A 25,896-nucleotide genomic window follows, 5' to 3' on the forward strand; every position below is an offset into this window, starting at 1 on the left:
CGCTTGCGCGGTTCCTGCGATCAGTCAAAAGAAAAGGAAAGCCTCCGGCTTCAACGGCCGGATGGCGAGGTGGTGGAATCTCGAACGATCAGGCGGGGTACCAGCGTCTGCTTGTCCCCTGCCCCTTCCGTGGTAGTGCCGTCCATCAACTGCAACAGGCGCGTCATGGCCCGATCGCCCAACTCGGCGATACTGACCTGCATGGTGGTCAACGATGGGTGTACGAACCGCGCCAGCGGAATGTCATCGAAACCCGCCAGGGCGACATCGGTGGGCACGTGGACGCCTGCCTGCGCGAACGCATACAGACACCCCAGGGCCATCATGTCGTTGGCGGCGAACACGGCATCGGGCAGCGCACCGGCTGCCAGCAACTCCTGACCGGCGCGATGGCCGGAAGCTTCGTCGAAATCACCGGGCAGCTCGATGCCTTCGGCGCCGTTGCCAGCAGCCGCCAGCGCGTCACGGAAGCCGCGCAGGCGCTCGCGCGCGTCGAAGTTGAGGTCCGGGCCTGAAATGAAAGCGATGCGGCGGTGGCCGGCATCGAGCAGGTGGCGGGTCATGGCCATCGCCCCTGCGTGGTCGTCGATGCTCAACACCGGGTGGTCCTGCGTGGGCAGGTAGGTGTTGATCAGCACGGTGGGCAGCGACTGCGGCAGGTTGTCGGTCAGGAACCCCGGGCTTTCCGCATACGGGGACAGCACCAGCAGGCCATCGACGCGGCCGCGCATGGCGCGCAGCGCAGCGCCCTGCTGTTCCTGGTCGCCGTGGTAGCTGGACACCAGCAGGTGCTGGCGGCGACTGCGGGCCACCCCGTCGATGCCGCGCATCAGTTCGGAGAAGAATTCACCGTACAGATCGGGCAGCACCACGCCCACCGTATTGGTACGGCGGCTGCTGAGGCTGCGCGCGGCAGCATGTGGGGTGTAGCGCAGCCGCGCGGCCACTTCCAGCACAAGCTGGCGGACCGGTTCGGCAACGTTCTCATGCCCGTTGAGCGCGCGGGAAACCGTGGCCACGGAGACCCGGGCTTCGCGTGCGACATCTTTGATTGTTATGGCTGCCTTGTTCACGAAGCCGCCCTCCACGGCTTGGACCTACCAGCTTGGCGCGGAATGTAAGCGTTTCCATCTGCGCTTGTAAACTGTCCGTTAGGCGAATGTCCCATTCCGGACACAAAAAGTTGTCCCGCGCAGGCCCGCACGGTGACCTGCAAAGACAGTATCTGGGTCATGTTCAGCCCTGTTCTGACGGGGTATGTGCACGGATGGACAGCGCATGGATGTCGGTGTCCATCAGGCTGCCCAGCGCGGCGTAGACCGCGCGGTGGCGCGCAAGCGGGGCCATGCCGGCGAAGCGTTCGCTGACCACGTGCACGTTGAAATGGCCGCGCCCATCGCGCGCGCCGGCATGGCCGGCATGGCGATGACTGTCGTCTTCGATCTCCAGCACGCTGGGGGCCAATGCTTGTTGCAGCGCATCACGAATCTGTTTGATGCGCCGCGCGTTCATGGCAGCACCTTGCGGAACGGACGCACCTGGGTGCGTACGTACACGCCCGCGGCCACGTACGGGTCGGCATCGGCCCATTCCTGTGCCTGCGCCAGCGAGTCGAATGCGGCGATGACCACCGAGCCGCTGAAGCCGGCCGGACCCGGGTCTTCGCTGTCGATGGCCGGGCATGGACCGGCCAGCAGCAGGCGCCCCTGGTCGTTCAGCGCCTGCAGGCGCGCCAGGTGCTGCGGGCGTACCTGCAGCCGCTGGGCCAGCACATCCTGGCCGTCATAGCCTTCAATCACGTACCACATGGTGGTGGTTCCTCGTTCATGTTGCGGTGCGCCGATTCTAGCCAATGCCAGCCGGTTGCCTGCCGTTGCTGGACACTGGCGCGGCAAAGCCTTACCCTAGGGTCAATTGCACGTGGCTGGATGCAGCAGCCCGTCGGTTTCCGCGGCTTCCGCAGCCCCCGACGATCGCCCCGCCGCTTCCTGACGGGCCACGTAGACGACCTCCCCGTAGTCTTGTCGCTGCCGCTGTTGTGCAGCGCGTGCTGCTGTTTCATATGTGTGGAATCGCGCCGAGACAGGCGTGCCTGGTGCCCCCGTGGCCGTGGCGTTGGCCCGGCATGGCGGGTACCGCGACTGGTCCGTTGCAATGCTGACGTCCATTAGATGACTTCCGAACTCGCGCTCGACGCGAACCCGCCAACCCGGCCGCCCGCCCCCCAGCAGCAGGAAATGCCGCTGGCCGTGGTGCATGGGCAACCGGTCCTGCAGATTCCGCAGGACCTGTACATCCCGCCGGACGCGCTGGAAGTCATCCTGGATGCGTTCGAAGGGCCGCTGGACCTGCTGCTGTACCTGATCCGCCGGCAGAACCTGGACGTGCTGGACATTCCCGTGGCCGAGATCACCCGGCAGTACGTGGAATACATCACGGTGATGCGCGAGCTGCGTTTCGAGCTGGCCGCCGAATACCTGGTGATGGCCGCGATCCTGGCCGAAGTGAAGTCGCGCATGCTGCTGCCGCGGCCGGTCAGCGAGGACGGCGACGAGGCCGATCCGCGCGCCGAGCTGGTGCGCCGGCTGCAGGAGTACGAACGTTTCAAGCAGGCGGCGGAGGATATCGACGCCCTGCCCCGGCAGGACCGCGACACCACGGTGGCGCATGCGTTCATGCCGGAACGGGCGACGGTGAAGCTGCCGCCGCCGGTGGACCTGAAGGAAATGCTGCTGGCCCTGCACGACGTGCTCAAGCGCGCCGAGCTGTTCACTGGCCATGCGATCAAGCGCGAGGCACTGAGCGTGCGCCAGCGCATGGGCGAGATCCTGGGCCGCATGGAAGATGGCCGGTTCTACCGGTTTGAAAGTCTGTTCACCGCTGAGGAAGGCAAGCTGGGCGTGCTGGTCACCTTCTTGGCCATGCTGGAGCTGGCCAAGGAACAGCTGCTGGACATCGTGCAGGAAGAACCGCTGGCGGCGATCTACGTGAAGTCGCTGGCGGCCGGCAACACCAACGCCCCGCTGCAGTTCAGCAGCGAGTTCGACGACAACGACGCCGCCAACGAGAACGAGTGAGCGCTGCCTGCCGATGGACCAACCGCTGATCAACCGTATTGTCGAAGGTGCCCTGCTGGCGTCCAGCCAGCCGCTCACCCTGGCCCAGCTGAAAGACCTGTTCCCGGACGACGAGCCGGCGCCGCCGGGCAGCATCGAGCGCGCCCTGGAACAGCTCCGCGAGGCCTGCACCGGCCGCGGCGTGGAACTGCTGGAAGTGGCCTCCGGCTTCCGCTACCAGGTGACCGCCGAAGTGCATGGCTGGATCAGCCGGCTGTGGACCGAACGCAAGACCCGCTACACCCGCGCCACCCTGGAAACGCTGGCGCTGATTGCCTACCGGCAGCCGATCACCCGCGGCGAGATCGAGCAGGTGCGCGGCGTGGCCGTCAGCAGCAACATCATCCAGGCGCTGGAAGAACGCGAGTGGATCCGCGTGGTCGGCCACCGCGACGTCCCCGGCAAGCCGGCGCTGTTTGGCACCACCAAGGGCTTCCTGGACTATTTTGGGCTGAAGCGGCTGGACGAATTGCCGCCACTGTCCGAACTGAAGGACCTGGGCGAGCTGGAGCCGCAGCTGGCACTGGACCGTGACGGCCCGGCCGCCGCCGGCGCCGCCGGCCCGGACATCAGTGCCGCCCCTGACGGCGCTGCCAATGATGACACCCGCCTGGACGCAGGCACTGGCAACACCCCCGATTCCGCCGGCGCAGCCCCTGCACCGGCCAGTGACGAGCAAGCACCTTCGCCCTTCGATGCTGGGCACCCCGATTCCGCGCCGGGCGAGCGCGCGGTTCCCGTGAACGAACGCGAAGACAACGCCGTCGCGATGACGACCGTGGCTGTTGACCAAGCCGATTCCGAACCAGAGGCCGACCTCGAAACCGTCGGCCGGAGCAAATCTGATGAGTGACACCCCCCGTAACAAGCTGTCGCTGAAGCGCGAAGCCACCTCCGAACAGTTCAAGCTGGAAGAGCGCCTGCACAAGGTGCTGGCCCAGGCTGGCCTGGGTTCGCGCCGCGCGCTGGAACAGCGCATCGCCGAAGGCCTGGTCAAGGTGAACGGTGAAGTCGCGCAGACCGGCATGTCGGTCAAGAGCGGCGACAAGATCGAGCTGGACGGCCGTGGCTTCGTCGCCACCGCGCTGGCCGAGCCGTCGCGCGTGCTGGTCTACAACAAGCCGGAAGGCGAAGTGACCACCCGCGAAGATCCCGAAGGCCGCCCGACCGTGTTCGAAGCGCTGCCGCCGCTGAAGGGCGCGCGCTGGATCGCGATCGGCCGCCTGGACATCAACACCACCGGCCTGCTGCTGGCCACCACCGACGGTGAACTGGCCAATGCCATGATGCACCCGTCGTTTGAGGTCGAGCGCGAATACGTGGTGCGCGTGCGTGCGCCGGAAGGCGAAGAAAAGGTCAGCGACGCGATCGTCGACCGCCTGGCCCGCGGCGTGGCGCTGGAAGACGGCCCGGCCAAGTTCGACGAGATCGAACGCATCGGCGGCACCGATTCGCACGACTGGTTCCGCGTGGTGGTGAAGGAAGGCCGCAACCGCGAAGTGCGCCGCCTGTGGGAATCCCAGGGCTGCCAGGTCAGCCGCCTCAAGCGAACCCGCTACGGCAAGGTGTCGCTGCCGCGCGAACTGGCCCGTGGCCAGACCGTGGAACTGCCCAGCGCCCAGGTGGAAGCCCTGCGCGCGCAGCTGAAGCTGGAAGAAGGCGCGCCGTCGGCGCTGACCCTGCAGCCGGTGATCGGCCAGCGCCGCGCCGCCAAGACCACCGTGCGCGTGCGCGAAGGTGGCCGCGGCAACGCCTACGTCAATGGCCACAGCACGGCCGATGAAGGCCGCGAACTGCGCCGCTTCGACAACGTGCGCGAAGACCGCGGCCGTGGCCGTGGCGGCAAGGGCGGCGGCTTCAAGGGCGGCCTGACCGTCAGCGGTGAAGCGGCGGCCAAGCAGTCGCAGAAGCCGTTCAAGCAGCGCGCGCCGAAGAACGATCGTTCGCTGCCGGAAGGCAACCCGGCCGCGTTCCGCACCTGGTATGTGCCCGATGGCGTGAGCACCGGCCCGAGCGGCCACCGCAACGCCGGCCCCGGCGCGCGTGGCCCGGGTGCCCGTGGTCCGGGCGCAGGCGGCCAGGGCCGTCCGTACGGCAAGCCGAAGGGCCCGGGTGCGGGTGCCGGTGGCGGCCAGGGCCGTGGTGGCTTCGGCGGCGAAGGTCGCGGCAATGCCGGCGGCCAGGGCCGTGGCGGCTTCGGCGGTGAAGGCCGTGGTGGCGCCGGTGGCGGCCAGGGTCGTCCGGCCGGTGCGGGCAACCGCTCGCAGGGCCAGGGCAACAAGCACCCGTACGGCCATCCGGGCAATGCCCCGAGCTTCCCGTCCGACCATGCCACCCCGGGCTTCAACCCGTATGGCAGCCCGAAGCCGGCGCACGGCGCCCGTCCGGGCGGTCGCGGTCCGGGTGGTCCCGGTGGCAACCGTGGCCCGGGCGGCAACCGTGGTCCCGGCGGTCCGGGTGGCAACCGCGGCCCGGGTGGCCCCGGCGGCAACCGTGGCCCGGGCGGCCCGCGCCGCAGCGGCCCGCGCGGCGGCTGATCGCGGTCCTCGCTGAAATGAAAAACCCCGGCTTCGGCCGGGGTTTTTTGTTGGTGACTGGCTCCTGAGGGCGCCTGATCGTTGCGCGGGCTTTCTCTAGGAATTGTTTGAAAACAGGCCATTTGTGCCATAGGTCGCCGCATCTGGTGCGGCCGCTGCCTATCGTCAAGCCTCACTCACACGACAAGGCAACACCCATGACCGGCATCACCCCCGACCAGGCCCGCGCCAACGCCGACCTCGCTGGCCGCACCACCGGCGAATTCATCCAGGACATCGATCATTCCATCGACGCCAACTCGCGCAAGGGCGAACGCCGCATCGTAGTGTCCCTGCCGCGCGGCCAGGCCCGCGAAGGCCAGGCCGAAGCGGTACTGGCGCATTACCAGGATCGCGGCTACGTGGTCGAACAGCTCAGCGTGACCGGCCACGCCTGGCACCTGCAGATCGGCTGGTAAGGCTCAGCGGCGGCTGATGGTGAACGCCGCACCATCCACGCCCAGGTCCCAGCCCTTGCCGGTGCCGGACAGGGCCAGCGAGATATCGCCCTTGGTCATCACCTGGGCGTTGCTGGATTTCACCGCACCGGCATGGGCACCGACCGAGGCATAGGTGCCCAGCAGCTCACCCACGCTGCTGGCACCGGTGAAGCTGCCGCGGCCATCGGTGATCTTCGACTTGCCCACGGTCAGGCCGCCGCCCTTGAGCTGGATGCGCACCGGCATGCTGGCGCCGTTGCTGCAGCGGACCGTACCGGTGCCCGACGCGGTCTTGTAGATCAGCGACCAGCCGGACAGGTTGTAGCGCAACTGGCAATCCAGGTTGCCGCCGGCCTGCGCGGCCGGGGCCAGGGCGCTGGCGGCAAGGGCCAGCAGCAGGGCAAGGGACTTCTTCATCGGCAGCACTTCCACTTCAATCGGACTGCTGGCGAATCTAGCAGCGCGCGCGTGCACGGTGGATGCAGGCGCGCGCGTGGGTGCGGCAAGCGTTCAGCCGCCGCAGCGTGCGCTCAGGCGCGCTCGTCCAGATGGAAGGCGTCGGCATCGAGCATGGCCGGGAAGCGCGCGCGGTGCGCGGCCAGGGCCTCGGCCGAGATGGTGGTGGTGACCACCTGCTCGCGCTCGCGGATCTCCACCTGCGGCTGGCCCAGGAAATCGATCACCGCACTGTCGCCGGCGTAGTGCAGCTGGTTGCCGTCCACGCCAATGCGGTTGACCGCCGCCACGAAGCACAGGTTCTCGATGGCGCGCGCGCGCAGCAGGGTCTTCCACGCATAGGCACGTGCCGAGGGCCAGTTGGCCACGAAGATCTGCAGGTCGAAATCCATCTGCCCTGCCCGCTCCACGTTGTAGCGGTTGCGGCAGAACACCGGGAAACGCAGGTCGTAGCAGACCTGCGGGTTGATCCGCCAGCCCTTCCATTCCACGCTCAGGCGGTCGCGACCGGCGGCATAGCGTTCGTGCTCGCCGCCATAACGGAACAGGTGGCGCTTGTCGTAGTACTGCAGCTCACCGTCAGGCGTGGCAAACAGCAGGCGGTTGTACACGCCCTCGCCTTCGCGCAGCTGCACGCTGCCGATCACCGCGGCATCCAGCGCACGTGCCTGCTCGCGCAGCCAGGCCACCGTCGGGCCGTCCATGCCCTCGGCCTGGGCAATGGCATCGTTGGAAAACCCACTGGTGAAGGTCTCCGGCAGGATCACCAGGTCGGTGCGGCCGGCCAGCGGCGCCAGCAGCGCACCGTAGTAATCGCGGTTGCCCGCCGGGTCATGCCAGCGGGTGTCGCCCTGGACAAGGGAAATGCGCAGGTCCTGCATGGTCGTGTTCCCTCAGAGCAGGCGCAGGCGTTCGATCGCCGCGTCCAGGGTGGCTTCGTTCTTGGCAAAGCACAGGCGCACCAGGCGCTGGCCCACCGGCGCGGTTTCGTAGAACGGCGACAGCGGAATGGCGGTCACGCCCTTTTCAATCGTCAGCCACTTCACGAATTCGTGGTCGGGCAGATCGCTGATGTCCGAATAGTCGACCAGCTGGAAGTAGCCGCCCGGCACCGGCAGCGGCTTCAGGCGCGTGCCGGCCAGCTGCTCGCGGAAGCGATCGCGCTTGGCCTGGTAGAACGCACCCAGTTCCAGGTGGTGTTCCGGCTCGTCGCGGATCATCGCGGCAAACCCATACTGGGCCGGGCCGAAGCTGGTGAAGGTGTTGTACTGGTGCACCTTGCGGAATTCGGCGGTCAGCAGCGGCGGCGCCACCGCGTAGCCGATCTTCCAGCCGGTGCAGTGGTAGGTCTTGCCGAAGCTGGAGATGACGAAGGTGCGCTCGCGCAGTTCCGGGTAACGCAGCGCCGATTCATGGCGGCGGCCGTCGTAGATGATGTGCTCGTACACCTCATCGGAAATCAGGTAGATCTGCGTACCGCGCAGCAGGTCGGCCAGCGCCTGCATGTCGGCCTCGTCCAGCATGGCGCCGGACGGGTTGTGCGGGGTGTTGACCATCAGCATGCGGGTGCGCGGGGTGATTGCCGCGCGCACGCGGTCCCAGTCCACGGCGAAGGTCTGCGGGTCCAGCGGCACGTGCACGGCGGTGGCGCCGGCCAGCTCGATGGCCGGTTCGTAGCAGTCGTAGGCCGGGTCCAGCACGATCACTTCCTCGCCGGCACGCACCACGGCGTGGATGGCGTTGAAGATGGCCTCGGTGGCACCGCTGGTCACGGTAATTTCGGTGTCCGGGTCGATGGTGGCGCCGTACAGGTCCAGCGACTTCTGCGCGATGGCCTGGCGCAGCGGCGCCACGCCGGTCATCGGCGGGTACTGGTTCAAGCCGGCCGCCATGGCCTTGCTGGTCTCGTCGATCAGCCGCTGCGGTGCGGAGAAGTCCGGGAAGCCCTGGCCCAGGTTGACCGCGCCGTGTTCGGCGGCGAGCTGGGACATGACCGTGAAGATGGTGGTGCCGACCTTGGGCAGCTTGGTGTTCGGTTGCATCGGCCTGGAATATGGGAGAACAAGGCCCGGAAGTGTACGAAATCCACGCCCTGCCTGCGGAACCGGGCCGTTCTTTGCATATGCCGCGCCGCCAGCGGCCCGGGTCCGGCGCTACCGGGGCCGCATTCACCGCTACAATTGCCGCCGCACCCCGGCATGAAGATCCCTGCCCCTTGAACACCCCTGCATTGCTGGCCGCCAGCGGCCTGAGCTTCTCCCGCAATGATGAGCCCGTGTTCGGCCCGCTGGATTTCCATGTGGACGCCGGCGAGGCGCTGCTGGTGCAGGGCGGCAACGGCGCCGGCAAGACCACACTGCTGCGCGTGCTGGCCGGCCTGGCCCGGCCGGGCGCCGGCCAGGTGCGCATTGACGGCAAGCAGGCCAGCACGGCCGAGCGCGCGCGCTACGTGGCCTACCTGAGCCACCTGCCCGCGCTGAAGCCGGACCTGGACACGCTGGAAAACCTGCACTTCCTGTGCGGCCTGCATGGGCGGCGCGCACGGCAGATGCCGGGCAATGCGCTGGCCATCGTCGGCCTGGCCGGTTACGAAGACACCCTGGTGCGGCACCTGTCGGCCGGGCAGAAACGGCGGCTGGCACTGGCCCGCATCTGGCTCTCACCCGCTCCGCTGTGGCTGCTGGACGAGCCCTACGCCAACCTGGATCTGGACGGCATCAACCTGGTCAACCGGATGATTTCGGCGCACCTGCGCAGTGGCGGTGCCGCCCTGGTCACCACCCATGGTGCCTATGCCGCACCGCCGGTACGCACGCGCCTGCTGCAACTGCAGCCGGATCTTGCCCAGGGAGAGGCCGCATGATCGCGCCGGGCACCGAACCGGGTCTGTGGCAGACCGCTCGCGCCCTGGTGGCGCGCGACATGCGCCTGCTGTGGCGCCGCCGTGGCGATGCCCTGCAGCCGCTGCTGTTCGCGCTGCTGGTGGTGGTGCTGTTCGCCCTGGCCCAGGGCCGCGATCCGCAGCCGCTGGCCGCTACGGCCGGTGCCGTGCTGTGGCTGGCGGTTCTGCTGGCCGGGCAACTGGCGCTGGACTCGCTGTTCCGTTCCGATGCCGAAGACGGCTCGCTGGAACAATGGCTGCTGGCCCCGGTGCCGTTGGCCTGGCTGGTATTGGTGCGGGTGCTGGTGCACTGGGCCACCACGGCGCTGCCGCTGATCGTGGTCAGCCCGTTGCTGGCGGAAATGCTGCATCTGCCGCATGACCAACTGCCGATGTTGCTGGCATCGTTGCTGCTGGGAACACCCGTGTTGAGCCTGATCGGCGGTGTGGTGGCAGCACTGACCGTCGGCATCCGGCGCTCTGGTATCCTCGTGGCGTTGCTGTCGTTGCCGCTGTATGTGCCGGTGCTGGTGTTCGGTGCAGGCAGTCTGGCGGCAGCCGGCCGTGGGCAGGATCCAGTCGGTGCGCTGCTGATGCTGGGCGCGGGGCTGGTGGTTGCCCTGGTGCTGGCACCGCTGGCCACGGCCGCGGCCATCCGTATTTCTCTGAGTTGAACGAGCTGAGAGCCAATCCATCCCTGCTGGATAGCCGCCACGCATGAATCCGATCGTCCGCTGGTTCCACCAACTCGGTTCACCTCCGACCTTCGATCGTTTCGCCGCGCGCTGGTCCCGCGTGTTCTACGCCGCAGCAGTACCGGTGCTGCTGATCGGCCTGTGGCAGGGGCTGTTCGTGGCGCCGCCGGAACAGAACCAGCACGATGCCTTCCGCATCATCTACATCCATGTGCCCAGTGCCTGGATGAGCCTGTTCGTGTTCGCGCTGATGGCGGCCTATTCCGCCATCGCACTGATCTGGCGGATCAAGATCTGCGAAATCCTGGCCATGGCCTGCGCGCCGATGGGCGCCGGCTTCACCCTGATCACCCTGCTGACCGGCAGCATCTGGGGAAAAGGCACCTGGGGCACCTGGTGGGACTGGGACCCGCGCATGACCAGTGAGCTGATCCTGCTGTTCCTGTACCTGGGCGTGATCGGGCTGTACCACGCCATCGAGGACCGCCGCAGCGCCGCGCGAGCCGCCGGGCTGCTGGCGATCATCGGCGTGGGCCTGCTGCCGGTCATCCGCTATTCGGTGGACTGGTGGGGGGCGCTGCACCAGCGCCAGTCGATCAATGTGTTCGGTGAAAACGCGGTACGCCCGGAACTGATTGCGCCGCTGTGGTGGATGGTGGTGGCGACCAAGCTGTGGTTCGTCGGCTCGCTGCTGGCCAAGGCGCGCGCCGACAGCATCGCCCGCGAGGCCGGCAAGGCCTGGATCGGCGAACGCTTCGGCACGCAACCGGCAGCCCCCCACACGGAGCCACGGCCATGACCCACCTGCCCTATCTGATCGCGGCGTTCTCGGTGTTCCTGCTGGTGCTGGGCTGCGATGCGCTGGGTTCCTGGCTGCGCCTGCGCCACGCCCGGCAACAGGCGCAGCGCCGCCAGCAGCGGTTGCAGGCGCGCAGCAACGGCCCGGCAGCGGCGCCGCTGGCCACCGAGCTCAGCCGATGACGCCGGTGCAGCGACGCCGCATGGTCTGGGTGATGCTGCTGCTGTTGGCATCCGGGCTGGCGACCACCCTGGTGGCCTTCGCCCTGCAGCGCAATATCGCCTATCTCTACACCCCGTCTGAAGTGCTGCGCGGGGATGTCGACGCGCAGTCGCGCTTCCGCCTGGGTGGCATGGTGGTGAAGGGCTCCTTCGATCGCCCCAGTGGTTCGCTGCAGGCACATTTCGTGGTGACCGATGGCGATGCCACGCTGCCGGTCAGCACCGATCGCATCCTGCCGGACATGTTCCGCGAGGGCACCGCCGTGGTCGCCAGCGGCCGCCTGCAGGACGGGGTGTTCGTGGCCGACGAAGTGCTGGCCAAGCACGATGAGAATTACGTGCCCAAGGAAGTGGCCGACAAGATGGGCGATGCCCATCGCAAGCACGACGTGCCGGTAACGGCGCCCGAGGTGCGCTGAGTGCTGCCGGAGCTGGGTCAGATCCTGCTGTTGTGTGCGTTGCTGGCAGCGCTGCTGCAGGCCGGCCTGCCGCTGGCCGGCGCGCAGCGCGGCAACAGCGCCTGGATGGCCACCGCACGCCCAGCCGCCTTCGCCCAGCTGCTGCTGGTGGCCGCTGCCTTCGCGGTGCTGACGGCCGCCTTCGTGCAGCAGGATTTTTCGGTGCGCTACGTGGCCGAGAATTCCAATTCGCTGCTGCCGCTGATCTATCGCTATTCGGCGGTGTGGGGTGCGCACGAGGGTTCGCTGCTGATGTGGGCACTGGTGCTGGCGCTGTGGACCGGTGCGGTGGCCCTGTTCTCGCGGCAGCTGCCGGCGCCGGTGCAGGCCCGCGTGCTGGCGGTGATGGGCGTGGTCAGCGTCGGCTTCCTGGCCTTCCTGATCTTCACCTCCAACCCGTTCCTGCGCCTGAACCCGGCGCCGCTGGAAGGTCGCGACCTGAATCCGCTGCTGCAGGATCCAGGGCTGATCATCCACCCGCCGATGCTGTACCTGGGCTACGTCGGGTTCTCGGTGCCCTTCGCCTTCGCCGTGGCCGCGCTGCTGGAAGGCCGCATGGATGCACGCTGGCAGCGCTGGACGCGGCCCTGGACCAACGTGGCCTGGGGCTTTTTGACCCTGGGCATCGCGCTGGGCAGCTGGTGGGCGTATTACGAACTTGGCTGGGGCGGCTGGTGGTTCTGGGACCCGGTGGAGAACGCCAGTTTCATGCCCTGGCTGGTCGGCGCCGCACTGATCCATTCGCAGGCCGTCACTGAGAAGCGCGGCACGTTCGGCAGCTGGACCCTGCTGCTGGCCATCGCCGCCTTCGCGCTGTCCCTGCTGGGCACCTTCCTGGTGCGCTCGGGCGTGCTGACCAGCGTGCATTCGTTCGCCGCCGACCCGTCGCGTGGCCTGTTCATCCTGATCTTCCTGTCGCTGCTGGTCGGTGGCAGCCTGCTGCTGTATGCGCTGCGTGCCGGCCGTCTGGGCATGGACAGCGATGATCCACGCCGCGGCTTCACCGCCACCTCGCGCGAGACCCTGCTGCTGGGCAACAACCTGTTGCTGGCCACGGCCTGCGCCATGGTGCTGCTGGGCACCCTGTACCCGCTGCTGGCCGATGCCTTGTCGCTGGGCAAGATTTCGGTCGGCCCACCGTACTTCGGCAGCCTGTTCCTGCTGCTGATGGCGCCGCTGGTGCTGCTGCTGCCGTTCGGGCCGCTGGTGAAGTGGCAACGCGACCAGCCCTCGCGCGCCCTGGCCCTGGCGGCGCCGTGGATGGGGCTGGCCATCGTGCTGGGTGCGCTGGCGTGGTGGCAGGCGCCGCAGAATGGCTGGAAGGCAGGGCTGGGCGTCGCGGCCGCGGCCTGGGTCGGCCTGGGCACCGCCCGCTTCGTCTGGCAGCGTCTGCGCGGCAATGGCCGCTTCACCGCCGAAATGCTCGGCATGATCGTGGCCCATGGCGGCATGGCAGTGTTCCTGGCCGGGGCGCTGCTGGTGGAAGCCCTGAACGTACAGCGCGAAGTGGCGATGGCGCCGGGGCAGCAGCTGGTTGTGGGCCGCTACGAAGTCCGCTTCGAAGGCGTGGACCACCGCGAAGGCCCCAATTTCGTGGCCGACCGCGGCCACCTGCGGGTGTTCCGCAACGGCCGCGAGCAGGCCCTGCTGCACCCGGAAAAACGCCAGTACGCCAGCGGCGGCCAGGTGATGACCGAGGCCGGCATCGATGCACGCCTGAACGGTGATGTCTACGTGGCATTGGGCGAGCCGCTGGGCAACAATGCGTGGGCGGTACGGGTGCACATCAAACCGTTCGTGCGCTGGATCTGGCTGGGCGCACTGCTGATGGCACTGGGCGGATTCATCACCGCCGCCGACCGCCGTTTCCGTCGTCCGTAGGAGTTTTCATGTCGTCGTCCCCTGCTCCGCGTCCATCGCGCCCGCTGCCCCCCATCGCCATCGTCATCGGCGTGCTGTTCTTCTTCGGCCTGCTGGGGTTGATGGTATACGGGGTGATGAAGTCGGGGGATCCGCAGCGCGACGTGCTGCCTTCGGCGTTGATCGACAAGCCGGCCCCCGCCTTCGCGCTGCCGGTGCTGCACGACCCGAGCATGACCGTGCGCAGTGAGGAACTGCGCGGTGCGCCCTACCTGCTGAACGTGTGGGGCAGCTGGTGCGCGGCCTGCCGCGAGGAACACCCGGTGCTGACCCGCTTCGCCGAAAGCAAGCGCGTGCGCGTGATCGGCTACAACTGGAAGGACGAACCCACCGATGCGCTGCACTGGCTGGAGACGCTGGGCAACCCGTTCATGGTGGTGCTCAGTGACATGGAAGGCCGTACCGCGATCGACTGGGGCGTTACCGCTGCGCCGGAAACCTTTCTGGTCGATGGCAGTGGCATCGTGCGCTGGAAGTACAGCGGCGCGATGACCCAGCAGGTGGTGGACGAAAAGCTGATTCCCGCGCTGCAGAAGATCGAAAAGGCCCAAGGCCATGCCGATACCGGCCTGCACGGCAATCCGTAACGCGCTGCTGGCGCTGCTGCTGTGCGCGGCGCTGCCCGCACTGGCCCAGCAGCCGCTGCACGACCCACGGCCGCTCGCCTTCCGCAGCGCGGCCGAAGAGGCCCGCTTCCACGACCTGGCCGCGCAGCTGCGCTGTGTACAGTGCCAGAACCAGTCGCTGGCCGATTCCAACGCACAGATCGCCCAGGACCTGCGCCGTGAAGTGCTGCAGCTGATGCAGCAGGGCCACGACGATGCACAGATCAAACAGTTCCTGGTCGCCCGCTACGGCGAATTCGTGCTGTACCAGCCGCCGCTGCAGCCGGGTACCTGGCTGCTGTGGGGCGGGCCGTTGCTGATCCTTGGCGGCGGTGCCCTGCTGGTGCTGGGCATCGTGCGCCGGCGCGGCCGCACGCTGGCACCGGCAGCGGCCGACCGCAACGCCGATGAAGGAGATGGCTGGTGAGCTACACACTGCCCGTGCTGGCCGGCCTGGTGGCCGCGGTGATGGCCGCACTGGTGCTGTGGCCGCTGCGCCGGCAGGGACGCCGCGGTTACGTACTGGGCGTGTTCGCGCTGGGCGTGGCCGGTGCCTGCCTGTACCTGCTGGTGGGCGACCCGCGCGCAGCGCAGGTGCAGCCGGCGCCGTCGGTGGCGACCCTGCGCGAGGGTGTAACGGCGCTGCAGCAGGCCCTGCAGCGCGATCCGCAGCGCGCCGATGGCTGGGCACTGCTGGGCCGTTCACAGACCGAACTGGGCGATGCACAGGCGGCGGCCGATGCCTTTGCACGTGCCGCAGCATTGGCACCGGACGATGCCGGCGTACTGGTGGAAGCGGCGCAGGCGCGCGCGCAGGCCGATGCCGGCAAGCAGTTCGATGACACCGCCATGGCGTGGTTGCAGCAGGCGCGGCGGGTGGCACCGCAGGCCGAGCGGGCCAGCTGGCTGCTGGGCATTGCCCTGCGCCAGCGCGGCCGCAATGCCGAAGCGGCCGAAATCTGGAGCAGCCTGCTGCCGCAGTTGGAACCGGGCGCCGCGCAGGCCCTGCAGGCGCAGATTGCGATTGCCCGCGAAGCCGCGGGACAGTCAGTCGATCCTTCCACCACGGCGGCACCGGCGTTGCTGCAGGTGCAGGTGCAGCTGCCCGACACGGTGAAGCACGGCGACTGGCCGGCCAGTGCGCAGGTGTTCGTGCTGGCCCGCGCCGTGGGCGGCCCGCCGATGCCGGTGGCGGCGCGCAAGCTGCCGTTGACCGCCTTCCCGGCCACGGTCGGGTTAGGCGACGCTGACAGCCCGATGCCGACCGCACCGTTGTCGGCGCACCGCGAGGTGGAGGTGCTGGCGCGCATTTCGCGCAGCGGCAGCGCCAACCGCGGTGAAGGCGACCTGCAGAGCGAGGCGGTGCGGGTAAGGCTGCCGCATGACGGCGTGGTGGAACTGCGGTTCCCGTGATCCACGCACCGCTGCGCTCGCCGGGCCGCATGACCGGTAGCGCCGGGCCATGCCCGGCGGCTTTGCGCGCATGCCGTCCATGGAAACCAGCGTGCCGCCAGCTCCACGGGCCGCCCCGCTAGAATGGCGCCATGACTGAATTCATTCCGCCCGGCACCCGCTTCCATGCCCTGCCCTCGCCGTTCCCGTTCAAGCGCGGTGGCGCCCTGCACGGCGCGCGCGTGGCCTACGAGACCTGGGGCACGCTGGCCGCCGACGGCCGCAACGCGATCCTGATCGTTACCGGTCTGTCGCCCGATGCGCACGCCGCCGCCAACGGGGCCAACCCCGCGCCCGGCTGGTGGGAAGCCATGGTTGGTGCAGGCAAGCCGATCGACACCGACCGCTGGTTCGTGGTCTGCGTGAACTCGCTGGGCAGCTGCAAGGGCTCCACCGGCCCGGCCTCGTTGAACCCGGCCACTGGCGAGCCCTATCGCCTCGACTTCCCGGAACTGTCGGTGGAAGACGGTGCGCGCGCAGCCATCGAGGTCGTGCATGCGCTGGGCATCGAACAGCTGGCCTGCGTGGTCGGCAATTCGATGGGCGGCATGACCGCGCTGGCGGTGCTGATGCTGCAGCCGGGCATCGCCCGCAGCCACATCAACATTTCCGGCAGCGCGCAGGCGTTGCCGTTCTCCATCGCCATCCGTTCATTGCAGCGCGAAGCGATCCGCCTCGACCCCAAGTGGGACGGCGGGCGCTACACCGAGATCGATTATCCGGAATCGGGCATGCGCATGGCACGCAAGCTGGGCGTGATCACCTACCGTTCCGCGCTGGAATGGGATGGGCGCTTCGGTCGCGTGCGGCTGGATTCGGACCAGACCGATGATGATCCGTTCGGCCTCGAATTCCAGGTGGAGAGCTATCTGGAAGGCCATGCACGGCGCTTCGTGCGCTTCTTCGATCCGAACTGCTATCTGTATCTGAGCCGTTCGATGGACTGGTTCGACCTGGCCGAGTATGCCGACGGTGACGTGCTGGGCGGGCTGGCGAAGATCCGTGTCGAAAAGGCGCTGGCCATCGGCGCCAACACCGACATCCTGTTCCCGGTGCAGCAGCAGCAACAGGTGGCCGACGGCCTGCGTGCCGGCGGTGCCGATGCGCAGTTCATCGGCCTGGACTCACCGCAGGGCCACGACGCATTCCTCGTCGATTTCGATCGCTTCGGCCCGGCCGTGCGCGGTTTCCTCGACGGACTGTAAGTGGCCTGGCGGCGCAACCTCGCGCTGGCCGCGTTCGGCGCGCTCCTCGCGTTGACGGTCAGTGGCGTGCTGCCGCTGTGGCTGGGCGGCTGGTGCGTGCTGGCCAGCGTGGTGTCGTTCGGGCTGTACGGGCATGACAAGCGGGCGGCACAGCGCAAGCAGTGGCGCATTCCCGAACGCACGTTGCAGCTTCTGGCCTTCGCCGGTGGCTGGCCCGGTGCGCTGCTGGGCCAGGCACTGTTCCGGCACAAGCACCGCAAGGCGGAATTCCAATGGGTGTTCTGGCTATGCGTGCTGGCCAACGTGGCCTCGATCGCAGTGATGCTGCGCGAGTTTTCGCGGTAGCCGTTCGAACGACGCGGCACGACGCCAGTAGATCCACGCCATGCGTGGATGTGCCGGTCGGCACGCCATCACGCAAACGGCCGCCGGGCATGGCCCGGCGCTACCACCGCGATTACGTTTCCCGCTCCAGCACACCGTCACGCAATCGGTACTGCGCATCCACCACGCCGTCCGGCAGCTCATCGTGGGTGATCATCAACAGGCTGCGGCCGTCCAGCAGCGCCGGCAGGTCGCGCAGCAACGCGTGCGCGGTATCCACGTCCAGCCCTTCGGTGGGTTCGTCCAGCACCAGGATGGGCGCATTGCGCAGCATCGCCCGCGCCAGCGCAAGGCGACGTGCCTGCCCGGCCGACATCGTCGCGCCGTTCTCGCCCACCCAGGTGTCCAGACCGCCGTTGCGCTCGGCCCATTCGCCCAGCCGCACCCGGCGCAGCACGGCCCACAGCGTGGCATCGCTGGCTTCCGGGTCGCCCAGGCGCAGGTTGTCGGCCACGCTGCCGGCGAAGACCGGTGCGTTCTGCGGCAGCCAGGCCAGTTGCCGATGCCAATCGGCCTGGGCGAACGTGCGCAGGTCCTGGCCGCCATAGCTCAGGCGCCCCTGCTGCGGGTCCCACAAGCGCAGCAGCAGGCTGGACAGGGTGGTCTTGCCGCACCCGCTGTCACCACGGATCGCGATGCGTTCGCCCGGCGCCAGATGCAGCTGCAGCCCGCACAGCACCGGCCGCGCCGCGCCCGGCCACTGGAAATGCACGTCTTCCCACTGCACCGCCGATGCCTGCGGCACCGGATGCGGCGCTTGCGGCTCGTCCACGGCGGCGGGTTGTTCGACGATGGACTGCAGGCGATCGGCCGCAATACGACCAGACTGCAGCGATTGCCAGGCCAGGCCCATGCCGGCCCACAGCTCGATCAGCGCCACGGTCAGGAACACCAGGCCGGCGGCCATTTCCGCGGCAATACGCTGCTGTTCGGCCGCGTGCAGGGCCAGCGCCAACATGCCGACCAGGCCCAGCCCAGCCACCGCGCCGTGCAGGGTGGACGCTGCAATCAGGCGCCAGCGCCGGCGCCGATCGCGCGCCGCCAGTTGTTTGGCTGCAACGCGCACCTTCAACTGCCACGCGGTACCCGCATGCAGGGCCGCAAGGTCACCCGCGCCTTCCAGCCCTTCGAACGCGGCGGTGCGCAGCGCGGCGCGATGCGCAGCGCGGTCGGCTTCTTCGGCATCGCGCCCGCGCACGCCCAGCCACGGCACGCCGAAGCCGATCAGCACTGCCAGCACGGCCAGCAGCACGGCCGCCGCGGGCAGGATCAGCGCGGCCGATGCAATGGCCACCAGTGACAGCGCAGCGAGCGCGAACAGCGGCCCGAGCGCGCGCACCAGCAGTCCATCCACTTCGCCGATGTCACCCAGCAGGCGTGCCAGCAGTTCACCGGTGCGAGTGGCCCCCAGCCGCGCCGGTGCCAGCGGCAGCGCGCGGCGGAAGAACCACACGCGCAGGTCGCGGGCGATGCGCAATGTGGCATCGTGGCCCACCAGCTTCTCGAAATAGCGCGAGACGATGCGGGCCATGGTCAGACCGCGGATGCCGGCTGACGGCGAGAAGAAATTGAAGCCCTGCGCCAGCCCTGCGGCACCGGCCAGCGCCGCGGCGGTCAGGAAGCCACCGGACAGCCCCAGCAGCGCGGTGCCGGCCAGCATGGTGATCCACAGCAGCAGCACGGTCAGCAGCAGGCGCGGACGGTGGCGCATGAATACCGCGCGCAGCGAATCGGGCGAGCGGCTCATGCGCGCACCGCCTGCGCCGGGTCGACCAGGCGGCCTTCGGGCAACAACAGGCAGCGGTCGGCCCAGGCGATCACCGCCGGGCTGTGGGTGGCCACCACCACGGTGCGGCCGCGCGCATAGGCGGCCAGGCTGCGCAGCAGTGCGGCCTCGGTGTCGGCATCCAGGAATGCAGTGGGCTCGTCCAGCAGCAGCACCTGCGGATCGCGCAGCAGCAACCGCGCCAGGCCGATGCGCCGTGCTTCGCCACCGGACAAGCCGAAGCCGCGCTCACCGATCATCGTGTCCAGGCCCTGCGGCAGGCGCTGGGCGAACTGCAGCACCTGTGCCGCCTCGGCCACCGCGCGCAGGCGCGCATCACTGGCCCCGGGATCGGCCAGGCGCAGGTTATCGGCAATCGAGCCATGGAACAGGTACGGGCGTTGGCTGGCGTAGGCGACCTGCACGCCGGGCCGCACCAGCACGCGGCCTTCGCGCGGCGGCAGCCATCCCGCCAGCGCTTCCAGCAGGGTGCTCTTGCCCGAACCGCTGGGGCCGACCAGGGCCAGGCGCTGGCCGGGTTCCAGGCGTACATCCAGCCCACTCAGCACATCCTGCGGCGCGCCCAGCGGGCGCAGCACCAGACCCTGCGCCTGCAGCGGCGGCAACGCGGCCTCGGCCGGTTCGGGTGCGCGCGTGGCCATGCCTTCCTCCGGCAACGCCGTTTCTTCTGGCAATGCGTGCAGCAGGCGTTCCACTTCGGCGGCAGCGGCCAGCGCGTTGGCACGGTCGTGGTAATGGGCCGCCAACCGCCGCAGCGGCGCGTAGAACTCCGGCGCCAGCAGCAGGCAGAACAGACCCGCACCCAGGGTGGGCACGCTGGCATGCAGTGACATCAGGCCCAGGTAGCTCAGCCCCAGGTAGAGCGCCACCATCGCCACGCTGACCGAGGCGAAAAATTCCAGCACGGTGGACGACAGGAAGGCGATGCGCAGCACCTTCATCGTGCGCACCCGCACCCCTTCGGCCGCCGCTTCCACACCGGCCAGTTCGGCATCGCCGCGGCCGTACAGGCGCAGCAGGCCCAGGCCCTTGATGCGATCGGCGAAGTGCCCGCTCATGCGCGCCAGTTCACCCAGCTGCGCACGCCCGGCGGCTTCGGCACCCCAGCCGACCAGCATCATGAAGAACGGCACCAGCGGCGCGGTGAACAGCAGGATCAGCGCCACCACCCAGTCCACCCAGGCCACCGCCGCCAGGATCAGCAGCGGCACCACCACCACTTCGGTGCGTACCGGCAGGAACCCACTGTAATAGTTCTCAATCGCATCACCGTGATGCAGCATCAATTCACCCAGCTCGCCGGTGCGACGTTGCCGCAGCCACAGCGGGCCCTGCCCCAGCAGGCGTGCGAACACGCGCTCGCGCAGGGCCAGGCGCGCGGCGTCGGCCACGTCGCCTGCGGCGGCCTGGCTGGCGCCGGCCAGTGTGGTGCGCAGCAGCAGGATGACCACCAGCCCGGCCAGCACCGGCAGCCCCGACGCCAGCGGCGCACGCTGCACCAGCACGTGCTGCACCAGCCAGGCGATGGCCGCGGCCTGGCCGATCAGCAACGCGCCGGACACGCCCAGGCACAGCCCCGCCAGGCGCTGGCGGCCCCGCGCCGCGCGTGCCAGATCGGCCAGCCAGGCCGTACGGGTACGCCGCTGCAGGGCCGATTCGGCGTGCGGGTCGGTGGCAACAGCGGAAGATTCGACAGCGCTCAAGGGGGTCACGGGCAACAGGGCATGGCCGGCATTGTAGGCACACACAGGCGCCCTCCCCTGCGGCCAGCGGTCGCAGTCTTCATCCGGTTTGGCATACGATCCCCGTGCAGAGCCATTCATACATTGATCTGGATCAAGGCTGTTTGAAGTAGTCGGTCACATCATCCACCCCGTAGACCACCCTTCCCGCCACCTGCAACGGCACTATCCAACGAGGTAGCCAGGCCATGATTGATCAGACAGTCGTAGAACTGTCGCGGCTGCAATTCGCTTTGACCGCGATGTACCACTTCCTATTCGTACCGCTCACCCTTGGCCTGTCCTTCATGGTGGCCATCATGGAAAGCGTGTACGTGATGACACGCAAGCAGGTCTGGCGCCAGATGACCCTGTTCTGGGGCGCCCTGTTCGGCATCAACTTCGCCATCGGCGTGGCCACCGGCCTGGTGATGGAATTCCAGTTCGGCATGAACTGGTCGTACTACAGCCACTACGTGGGCGATATCTTCGGTGCGCCGCTGGCCATCGAAGGCCTGATGGCGTTCTTCCTGGAAGCCACCTTCATCGGCCTGTTCTTCTTCGGCTGGAAGCGGCTGAGCCCGGTCAAGCACCTGACGGTGACCTGGCTGATGGCGCTGGGCACCAATCTGTCGGCGGTGTGGATCCTGATCGCCAACGGCTGGATGCAGAACCCGACCGGCGCGGTGTTCAACCCGGAAACGATGCGCATGGAAGTGGTGGATTTCGCCGCCGTGCTGCTGAACCCGGTGGCCCAGGCCAAGTTCGTGCACACCGTCAGCGCCGGCTACGTGACCGGTGCGATCTTCGTGATGTCGATCAGCGCCCTGTACCTGCTGCGCAACAAGCACCGTGACATGGCCCGCCGCTCGTTCGCGGTGGCCGCTGCGTTCGGCCTGCTGTCGTCGCTGTCGGTGGTGGTGCTGGGTGACGAAAGTGGTTACGCCGCCAGCGAACACCAGAAGATGAAGCTGGCCGCCATTGAAGCGATGTGGGAAACCGAGCGTGCGCCGGCCGACTTCACCGCCTTCGGCATTCCCAACCAGACCACCCAGCAGAACGACTACGCGATCAAGATTCCGTACCTGATGGGCCTGATCGCCACCCGTTCCACCAACCAGCCGATCCCGGGCATCCTGGAACTGGTGGAGCGCGCCGAGCACCGCATCCGCGGCGGCCAGCTGGCCTACGGTGCGCTGGAACGCATCCGTGCCAACAAGGACGATGTGGAAGCGCGCGAGATGTTCGACCGCCACTGGCAGGACCTGGGCCACGGCCTGCTGCTGAAGCGTTACCGCGAGGACATCCTCAACGCTACGCCGGAAGAAATCTCCAAGGCCGCGCTGGATACCGTGCCGCGCGTGGCGCCGTTGTTCTGGACCTTCCGCGTGATGGCTGGCCTGGGCTTCTACCTGATCGCCTTCTTCGCCCTGGCGTTCTACTTCTCCTGCCGCAACAACTTCCAGGACAAGCGCTGGTTCCTGAAGCTGGCGGTGTGGTCGCTGCCGGTGCCGTGGATCGCGATCGAATGCGGTTGGTTCGTGGCCGAATACGGTCGCCAGCCGTGGGCGGTGGATGGCGTGCTGCCCACCTTCTATGCCGCGTCGGGCCTGGCCCTGCATGAAATCCTGACCACGCTGGCCATCTTCACCGCGCTGTACACGGTGCTGCTGGTGATCGAGGTGAAGCTGATGCTGAAGGCGATCCGCAAGGGTCCGGACGAGATCCTGCCGACGCTGCAGGCCGACATCCGCCCCGCATCCCCCAATGCCGCAATGCCGGCCCCCGGCCAGGTCTGAGGCAGGAGAACGCACATGGAATTTCTTGGATTGGATTACACCACGCTGCGCGTGATCTGGTGGCTGCTGCTGGGCATCCTGCTGATCGGCTGGGCGGTGATGGATGGCTTCGACCTGGGCGTGGGCACCCTGCTGCCCTTCGTGGCCAAGACCGATGAAGAGCGCCGGCTGGTGATCAACACCGTCGGCCCGGTGTGGGAAGGCAACCAGGTGTGGCTGGTGCTGGGTGGCGGCGCGATCTTCGCCGCATGGCCGCCACTGTATGCGGTCAGCTTCTCCGGCTTCTACCTGGCGGTGTTTGCCATGCTGTTCGGGCTGATCCTGCGCCCGGTCGGCTTCAAGTACCGCAGCAAGCTGCCCAGCAAGCGCTGGCGCGACAACTGGGACCGGGTGCTGTTCGTCGGTGGCCTGCTGCCGGGCCTGATCGCCGGTGTGGCGGTGGGCAACGTGCTGCTGGGCGTGCCGTTCCACTTCGATGACAGCATGCGCATCTTCTACACCGGCTCGTTCTTCGGCCTGCTGACCCCGTTCGCGCTGGTGGCAGGTCTGGTGAGCGTGGCGATGCTGGTGTCGCACGGCGCAGCCATGCTGGTGATCAAGACCGATGGCCCGGTGGCCGATCGTGCCGCGCGCTACGGCAGCGTGGCGGCGATCATCAGCTGCGTGCTGTTCGCCGCAGCCGGTGCCTGGGTGGCCTTCGGCCTGCCCGGCTACCAGATCACCTCGCAGGTGGTGACCGACGGCCCGACCAACCCACTGCTGAAGACCGCGGCCATCGGCACGGCCGCCGGTGGCTGGCTGCGCAACTACAGCAGCATGCCGCTCACGATCGTGTTCCCGGTGCTGGGCCTTCTGGGTGCACTGGCCAGCGCGGCGCTGCTGCGGGCTCGTCGCGGCGGCCTGGCGTTCATCGCCTCGGGCGCGTCGATTGCCGGCATCATCCTCACCGTCGGCTTTGCCATCTTCCCGTTCCTGCTGCCGTCTTCCAGCCAGCCCGGTTCCAGCCTGACCGTCTGGGACAGCTCGTCCAGCCACCTGACGCTGGGCATCATGCTGGTGGCCACGGCGATCTTCCTGCCGATCATCCTGGCCTACACCACCTGGGTGTACCGCGTGCTGAAGGGCAAGACGACCACCGAAGAGATGGACCAGAACCCGAACGCGTATTGATTTGAAGGTGTGCCGACCCACGGTCGGCACCTACCCCGAAAAGAGGAGAAACGAACATGTGGTATTTCGCCTGGATTCTCGGCACCGGCCTGGCCTCCACCGTGGCCATCCTCAACGGCATGTGGTTCGAATCGCGCGAGCAGAACCGGCTCGAACAGGAAAACCGTCGCTGAGTTGTAAAAAAACCTTGCCGCCTTGGCCTTCACACGGTATCTTAGGCGGCTCCTTCGGGGTGTAGCTCAGTCTGGTAGAGCGCTACGTTCGGGACGTAGAGGTCGCAGGTTCGAATCCTGTCTCCCCGACCACTTTTGTGGTCGCATTGAAGCCTGGTGAAGTTGTCCAGGCTTTTTTGTTCCCTGAAGTGACACTGCCTTGGCAGTGTGAAGGAAACCGCTTTCACCCCTTGCCGCCATCGGGGTGAACAGCTAGAATAGGCGGCTCCCTTCGGGGTGTAGCTCAGTCTGGTAGAGCGCTACGTTCGGGACGTAGAGGTCGCAGGTTCGAATCCTGTCTCCCCGACCACTTCGGTGGTCAGCAAGAAGCCTGGAAGACGACAGTCCTCCGGGTTTTTTTGTATCTGAAATCGGCGCCCCGCCCGCATGGCGGCCGCAATGCCGCGGCCACGTACAATGGCCCCCTGCCCCCACCTGTCGCACCGGCCCGGTCCGGTGCCGCCGCTGCACGCCCACGTTCCCGCGTGCGCCACCTGCAAGGATTCCGCATGACCACCGCCTCCCACGACTCGCCCTCACTGCTGCACGGGCGGCTGCTCGCCTTCGCTGCCATCCTGCTGGCGGCCGTGAACCTGCGCACCGCTGTCACCTCCATCACCCCGCTGCTGGACGTGCTGGGCCAGCATTTCGGCTTCGGCACCACCATGACCGGCGTGCTGGGCATGCTGCCGACCGCCTCGTTCGCCCTGTTCGGCGTGGCCACCCCGGCCCTGGCCCGGCGCCTGGGGCTGGAACGCACCACCCTGCTGGCCATGACCCTGGCCATGGCCGGCCTGCTGCTGCGCTCCAGCGCCGGCAACGTCGGCACCCTGCTGCTGGGTTCGGTGATAGCACTGGCCGGCATGGGCATCGGCAACGTGGTGGTACCGCCGCTGGTGAAGCGCTACTTCGCCAACAAGGTGGGCACCATGAGCACGCTGTACATCAGCATGCTGCAGCTGGGCACCATGCTGCCGGCGCTGCTGGCGGTGCCGGTGGCGCAGGCGGCCGGCTGGCGCGTGTCGCTGGGCATGTGGGCGCTGCTGGCCCTGGCCGCCGCCCTGCCGTGGCTGATGCTGGCCCGCCGCGCGCCGCACGCGCAGCTGGCGGCCAACGATCCCAGCGCCCAGCCGCACGGCAAGGTCTGGCGCACGTCGCTGGGCTGGAGCATGTCGCTGATGTTCGGCATGACCTCGCTGATGACCTATTCGATGTTCACCTGGCTGCCGCGCATCGTGGTGGAAGCCGGCGCCACGCCGGCCTTCGGCGGGGTGATGGTGGCCGTGTTCTCGGCGCTGGGGCTGCTGCCGTCGCTGGTCATCCCGTCGCTGGCGGTGCGCCTACAGAACCCGTTCCCGCTGGTGCTGATCGGCTTCTTCTCGTTCGTGATCGCCTTTGCCGGCCTGCTGCTGGCGCCGATGAAGGTGCCCCTGCTGTGGGCCGCCCTGCTGGGCGTGGGCCCGTCCACCTTCCCGCTGGCACTGACCCTGATCAACCTGCGCACGCGCACCGCCACCGGCTCGGCGGCGCTGTCCGGCTTCATGCAGGGCGTGGGTTACAGCTTCAGCTGCCTGGGGCCGTTCCTGGTCGGCTGGCTGCACACGGTCAGCAACGGCTGGGGCCTGCCGTTCGGCTTCCTGTTCGGTTGTGCCACGGTGATGCTGTGCGCGTCCTGGGTGGCGTGCAAGCCGCGCCGCCTGGAAGATCTGTGGTGATCCGGGCCACCTTCCCCCGCGCGTCTACACACCGCTTCGGCGCGAACTGACGTAGCGTGTCCAAAGCTGACGCGGGGCGCTTCCAGGCCCATTGGCCGGGGCGCGCCCACCGTGCCTGCGCACCGCGCCGCTGCGGCGGCCGGTTCAACGTGATTTCGCAGTCCAAGCCTTTGGCGGAAGGGACGGTGCGACGGAAATGGCCTGTATCCGGTGGCGCTTGCGTGTAGAGGGAACAGCGAGGCTCTGGCCTCCTTGGGGCGTGTCGGCTAAAGTTGGCATGTGATG

27 protein-coding genes and 2 tRNA genes are annotated in these 25,896 nt (G+C 68.1%); 21 read left to right on the forward strand and 8 right to left on the reverse strand.

From position 1 onward, the window contains the following. Window positions 1–50: 50 nt before the first annotated feature. From C1933_RS12930 to C1933_RS12940, 3 genes are all read right to left on the reverse strand, one after another. A complete protein-coding gene (locus tag C1933_RS12930) occupies window positions 51–1,088 on the reverse strand; it encodes a LacI family DNA-binding transcriptional regulator (RefSeq protein ID WP_108750096.1) in 1,038 nt (345 codons plus the stop codon). A 148-nt stretch (window positions 1,089–1,236) separates the two neighbouring features. Beyond that, window positions 1,237–1,512 carry a BolA family protein gene (locus C1933_RS12935; RefSeq protein WP_108753598.1) on the reverse strand — a complete coding sequence of 92 codons (276 nt, stop codon included), beginning with the start codon at window positions 1,510–1,512 and terminating at the stop codon, window positions 1,237–1,239. Then, window positions 1,509–1,808, reverse strand: a complete 300-nt coding sequence (locus tag C1933_RS12940; protein WP_108753599.1) for a YciI family protein — start codon at window positions 1,806–1,808, stop codon at window positions 1,509–1,511. The genes C1933_RS12935 and C1933_RS12940 overlap by 4 nt, the downstream gene beginning before the upstream one ends. 363 nt (window positions 1,809–2,171) lie before the next feature. Here C1933_RS12940 and C1933_RS12945 point away from each other — a divergent pair, with 363 nt between their 5' ends. The 4 genes from C1933_RS12945 (at window position 2,172) to C1933_RS12960 (ending at window position 6,111) form a co-directional block, all read left to right on the forward strand. After that, window positions 2,172–3,077, forward strand: a complete 906-nt coding sequence (locus C1933_RS12945; protein ID WP_108750099.1) for a ScpA family protein — start codon at window positions 2,172–2,174, stop codon at window positions 3,075–3,077. A gap of 13 nt (window positions 3,078–3,090) precedes the next feature. Beyond that, window positions 3,091–3,969, forward strand: a complete 879-nt coding sequence (gene scpB / locus C1933_RS12950; RefSeq protein ID WP_108753600.1) for an SMC-Scp complex subunit ScpB — start codon at window positions 3,091–3,093, stop codon at window positions 3,967–3,969. After that, on the forward strand, window positions 3,962–5,653 hold the full coding sequence (locus C1933_RS12955) for a pseudouridine synthase (RefSeq protein ID WP_108753601.1): 1,692 nt from the start codon (window positions 3,962–3,964) through the stop codon (window positions 5,651–5,653). Before scpB ends, C1933_RS12955 begins: the two co-directional genes overlap by 8 nt. Before the next feature lie 197 nt (window positions 5,654–5,850). Continuing rightward, complete coding sequence (locus C1933_RS12960) at window positions 5,851–6,111, forward strand: hypothetical protein (RefSeq protein ID WP_108753602.1); 261 nt, start codon at window positions 5,851–5,853, stop codon at window positions 6,109–6,111. 3 nt (window positions 6,112–6,114) lie between these two features. Here C1933_RS12960 and C1933_RS12965 read toward each other — a convergent pair whose 3' ends face one another. From C1933_RS12965 to C1933_RS12975, 3 genes are all read right to left on the reverse strand, one after another. Further along, on the reverse strand, window positions 6,115–6,549 hold the full coding sequence (locus C1933_RS12965) for a hypothetical protein (RefSeq protein WP_108751591.1): 435 nt from the start codon (window positions 6,547–6,549) through the stop codon (window positions 6,115–6,117). 113 nt (window positions 6,550–6,662) lie between these two features. Then, the gene (locus tag C1933_RS12970) at window positions 6,663–7,469 is read right to left on the reverse strand and encodes an amidohydrolase (RefSeq protein WP_108753603.1); all 807 of its coding nucleotides are present in this window, start codon (window positions 7,467–7,469) and stop codon (window positions 6,663–6,665) included. 12 nt (window positions 7,470–7,481) lie between these two features. Continuing rightward, entirely contained in the window at window positions 7,482–8,630 is a 1,149-nt protein-coding gene (locus tag C1933_RS12975) for a pyridoxal phosphate-dependent aminotransferase (RefSeq protein WP_108753604.1), read from the reverse strand. Window positions 8,631–8,803: 173 nt separating this feature from the next. On the opposite strand from C1933_RS12975, the gene ccmA reads away from it, so the two are divergent. From ccmA to C1933_RS13030, 11 genes are all read left to right on the forward strand, one after another. Then, window positions 8,804–9,451, forward strand: a complete 648-nt coding sequence (gene ccmA / locus C1933_RS12980) for a heme ABC exporter ATP-binding protein CcmA (protein ID WP_108753605.1) — start codon at window positions 8,804–8,806, stop codon at window positions 9,449–9,451. Then, window positions 9,448–10,143 (forward strand): heme exporter protein CcmB, encoded by a 696-nt coding sequence (ccmB, locus tag C1933_RS12985; RefSeq protein ID WP_108753606.1) that lies wholly within the window; start codon window positions 9,448–9,450, stop codon window positions 10,141–10,143. The genes ccmA and ccmB overlap by 4 nt, the downstream gene beginning before the upstream one ends. 43 nt (window positions 10,144–10,186) lie before the next feature. Next, complete coding sequence (gene ccmC, locus C1933_RS12990; RefSeq protein WP_108753607.1) at window positions 10,187–10,963, forward strand: heme ABC transporter permease CcmC; 777 nt, start codon at window positions 10,187–10,189, stop codon at window positions 10,961–10,963. After that, window positions 10,960–11,145, forward strand: coding sequence for a heme exporter protein CcmD (gene ccmD, locus C1933_RS12995; RefSeq protein ID WP_108753608.1), 186 nt, complete (start codon window positions 10,960–10,962; stop codon window positions 11,143–11,145). The genes ccmC and ccmD overlap by 4 nt, the downstream gene beginning before the upstream one ends. Then, a complete protein-coding gene (gene ccmE, locus C1933_RS13000; protein ID WP_108750109.1) occupies window positions 11,142–11,603 on the forward strand; it encodes a cytochrome c maturation protein CcmE in 462 nt (153 codons plus the stop codon). The genes ccmD and ccmE overlap by 4 nt, the downstream gene beginning before the upstream one ends. Then, window positions 11,604–13,523 carry a heme lyase CcmF/NrfE family subunit gene (locus C1933_RS13005; RefSeq protein ID WP_108753609.1) on the forward strand — a complete coding sequence of 640 codons (1,920 nt, stop codon included), beginning with the start codon at window positions 11,604–11,606 and terminating at the stop codon, window positions 13,521–13,523. 8 nt (window positions 13,524–13,531) lie between these two features. Further along, on the forward strand, window positions 13,532–14,149 hold the full coding sequence (locus tag C1933_RS13010; RefSeq protein ID WP_108753610.1) for a DsbE family thiol:disulfide interchange protein: 618 nt from the start codon (window positions 13,532–13,534) through the stop codon (window positions 14,147–14,149). After that, the gene (locus tag C1933_RS13015; protein WP_108753611.1) at window positions 14,118–14,594 is read left to right on the forward strand and encodes a cytochrome c-type biogenesis protein; all 477 of its coding nucleotides are present in this window, start codon (window positions 14,118–14,120) and stop codon (window positions 14,592–14,594) included. Before C1933_RS13010 ends, C1933_RS13015 begins: the two co-directional genes overlap by 32 nt. Beyond that, window positions 14,588–15,580: a tetratricopeptide repeat protein gene (locus C1933_RS13020; protein WP_108753612.1), complete on the forward strand. Its 993-nt coding sequence runs from the start codon at window positions 14,588–14,590 to the stop codon at window positions 15,578–15,580. The genes C1933_RS13015 and C1933_RS13020 overlap by 7 nt, the downstream gene beginning before the upstream one ends. A gap of 131 nt (window positions 15,581–15,711) precedes the next feature. Next, a complete protein-coding gene (locus tag C1933_RS13025; RefSeq protein WP_108753613.1) occupies window positions 15,712–16,824 on the forward strand; it encodes a homoserine O-acetyltransferase in 1,113 nt (370 codons plus the stop codon). After that, on the forward strand, window positions 16,825–17,169 hold the full coding sequence (locus C1933_RS13030; protein WP_108753614.1) for a DUF1294 domain-containing protein: 345 nt from the start codon (window positions 16,825–16,827) through the stop codon (window positions 17,167–17,169). Between the two features lie 112 nt (window positions 17,170–17,281). Here the strand turns inward: C1933_RS13030 and cydC are convergent, their stop codons facing one another. Both cydC and cydD read right to left on the reverse strand, forming a co-directional pair. Continuing rightward, a complete protein-coding gene (gene cydC, locus C1933_RS13035; protein WP_108753615.1) occupies window positions 17,282–18,955 on the reverse strand; it encodes a thiol reductant ABC exporter subunit CydC in 1,674 nt (557 codons plus the stop codon). Further along, window positions 18,952–20,697 carry a thiol reductant ABC exporter subunit CydD gene (gene cydD / locus C1933_RS13040; RefSeq protein WP_108754838.1) on the reverse strand — a complete coding sequence of 582 codons (1,746 nt, stop codon included), beginning with the start codon at window positions 20,695–20,697 and terminating at the stop codon, window positions 18,952–18,954. Before cydD ends, cydC begins: the two co-directional genes overlap by 4 nt. Window positions 20,698–20,924: 227 nt before the next feature. Here cydD and C1933_RS13045 point away from each other — a divergent pair, with 227 nt between their 5' ends. From C1933_RS13045 to C1933_RS13070, 6 genes are all read left to right on the forward strand, one after another. After that, window positions 20,925–22,514 (forward strand): cytochrome ubiquinol oxidase subunit I, encoded by a 1,590-nt coding sequence (locus C1933_RS13045; protein WP_108753616.1) that lies wholly within the window; start codon window positions 20,925–20,927, stop codon window positions 22,512–22,514. Between the two features lie 15 nt (window positions 22,515–22,529). Next, complete coding sequence (cydB, locus tag C1933_RS13050; protein ID WP_108753617.1) at window positions 22,530–23,684, forward strand: cytochrome d ubiquinol oxidase subunit II; 1,155 nt, start codon at window positions 22,530–22,532, stop codon at window positions 23,682–23,684. Between the two features lie 56 nt (window positions 23,685–23,740). Continuing rightward, window positions 23,741–23,857 carry a cytochrome bd-I oxidase subunit CydX gene (cydX, locus tag C1933_RS13055; protein WP_108750119.1) on the forward strand — a complete coding sequence of 39 codons (117 nt, stop codon included), beginning with the start codon at window positions 23,741–23,743 and terminating at the stop codon, window positions 23,855–23,857. 55 nt (window positions 23,858–23,912) lie between these two features. Next, window positions 23,913–23,989: transfer RNA gene (locus C1933_RS13060), tRNA-Pro, on the forward strand. A 140-nt stretch (window positions 23,990–24,129) separates the two neighbouring features. Next, window positions 24,130–24,206 (forward strand) — tRNA-Pro (locus C1933_RS13065). A gap of 199 nt (window positions 24,207–24,405) precedes the next feature. Continuing rightward, window positions 24,406–25,611 carry an MFS transporter gene (locus C1933_RS13070; protein WP_108753618.1) on the forward strand — a complete coding sequence of 402 codons (1,206 nt, stop codon included), beginning with the start codon at window positions 24,406–24,408 and terminating at the stop codon, window positions 25,609–25,611. Window positions 25,612–25,896 lie beyond the last annotated feature (285 nt).

The organism is Stenotrophomonas sp. ZAC14D2_NAIMI4_6 (assembly GCF_003086875.1).
Classification (GTDB): domain Bacteria; phylum Pseudomonadota; class Gammaproteobacteria; order Xanthomonadales; family Xanthomonadaceae; genus Stenotrophomonas.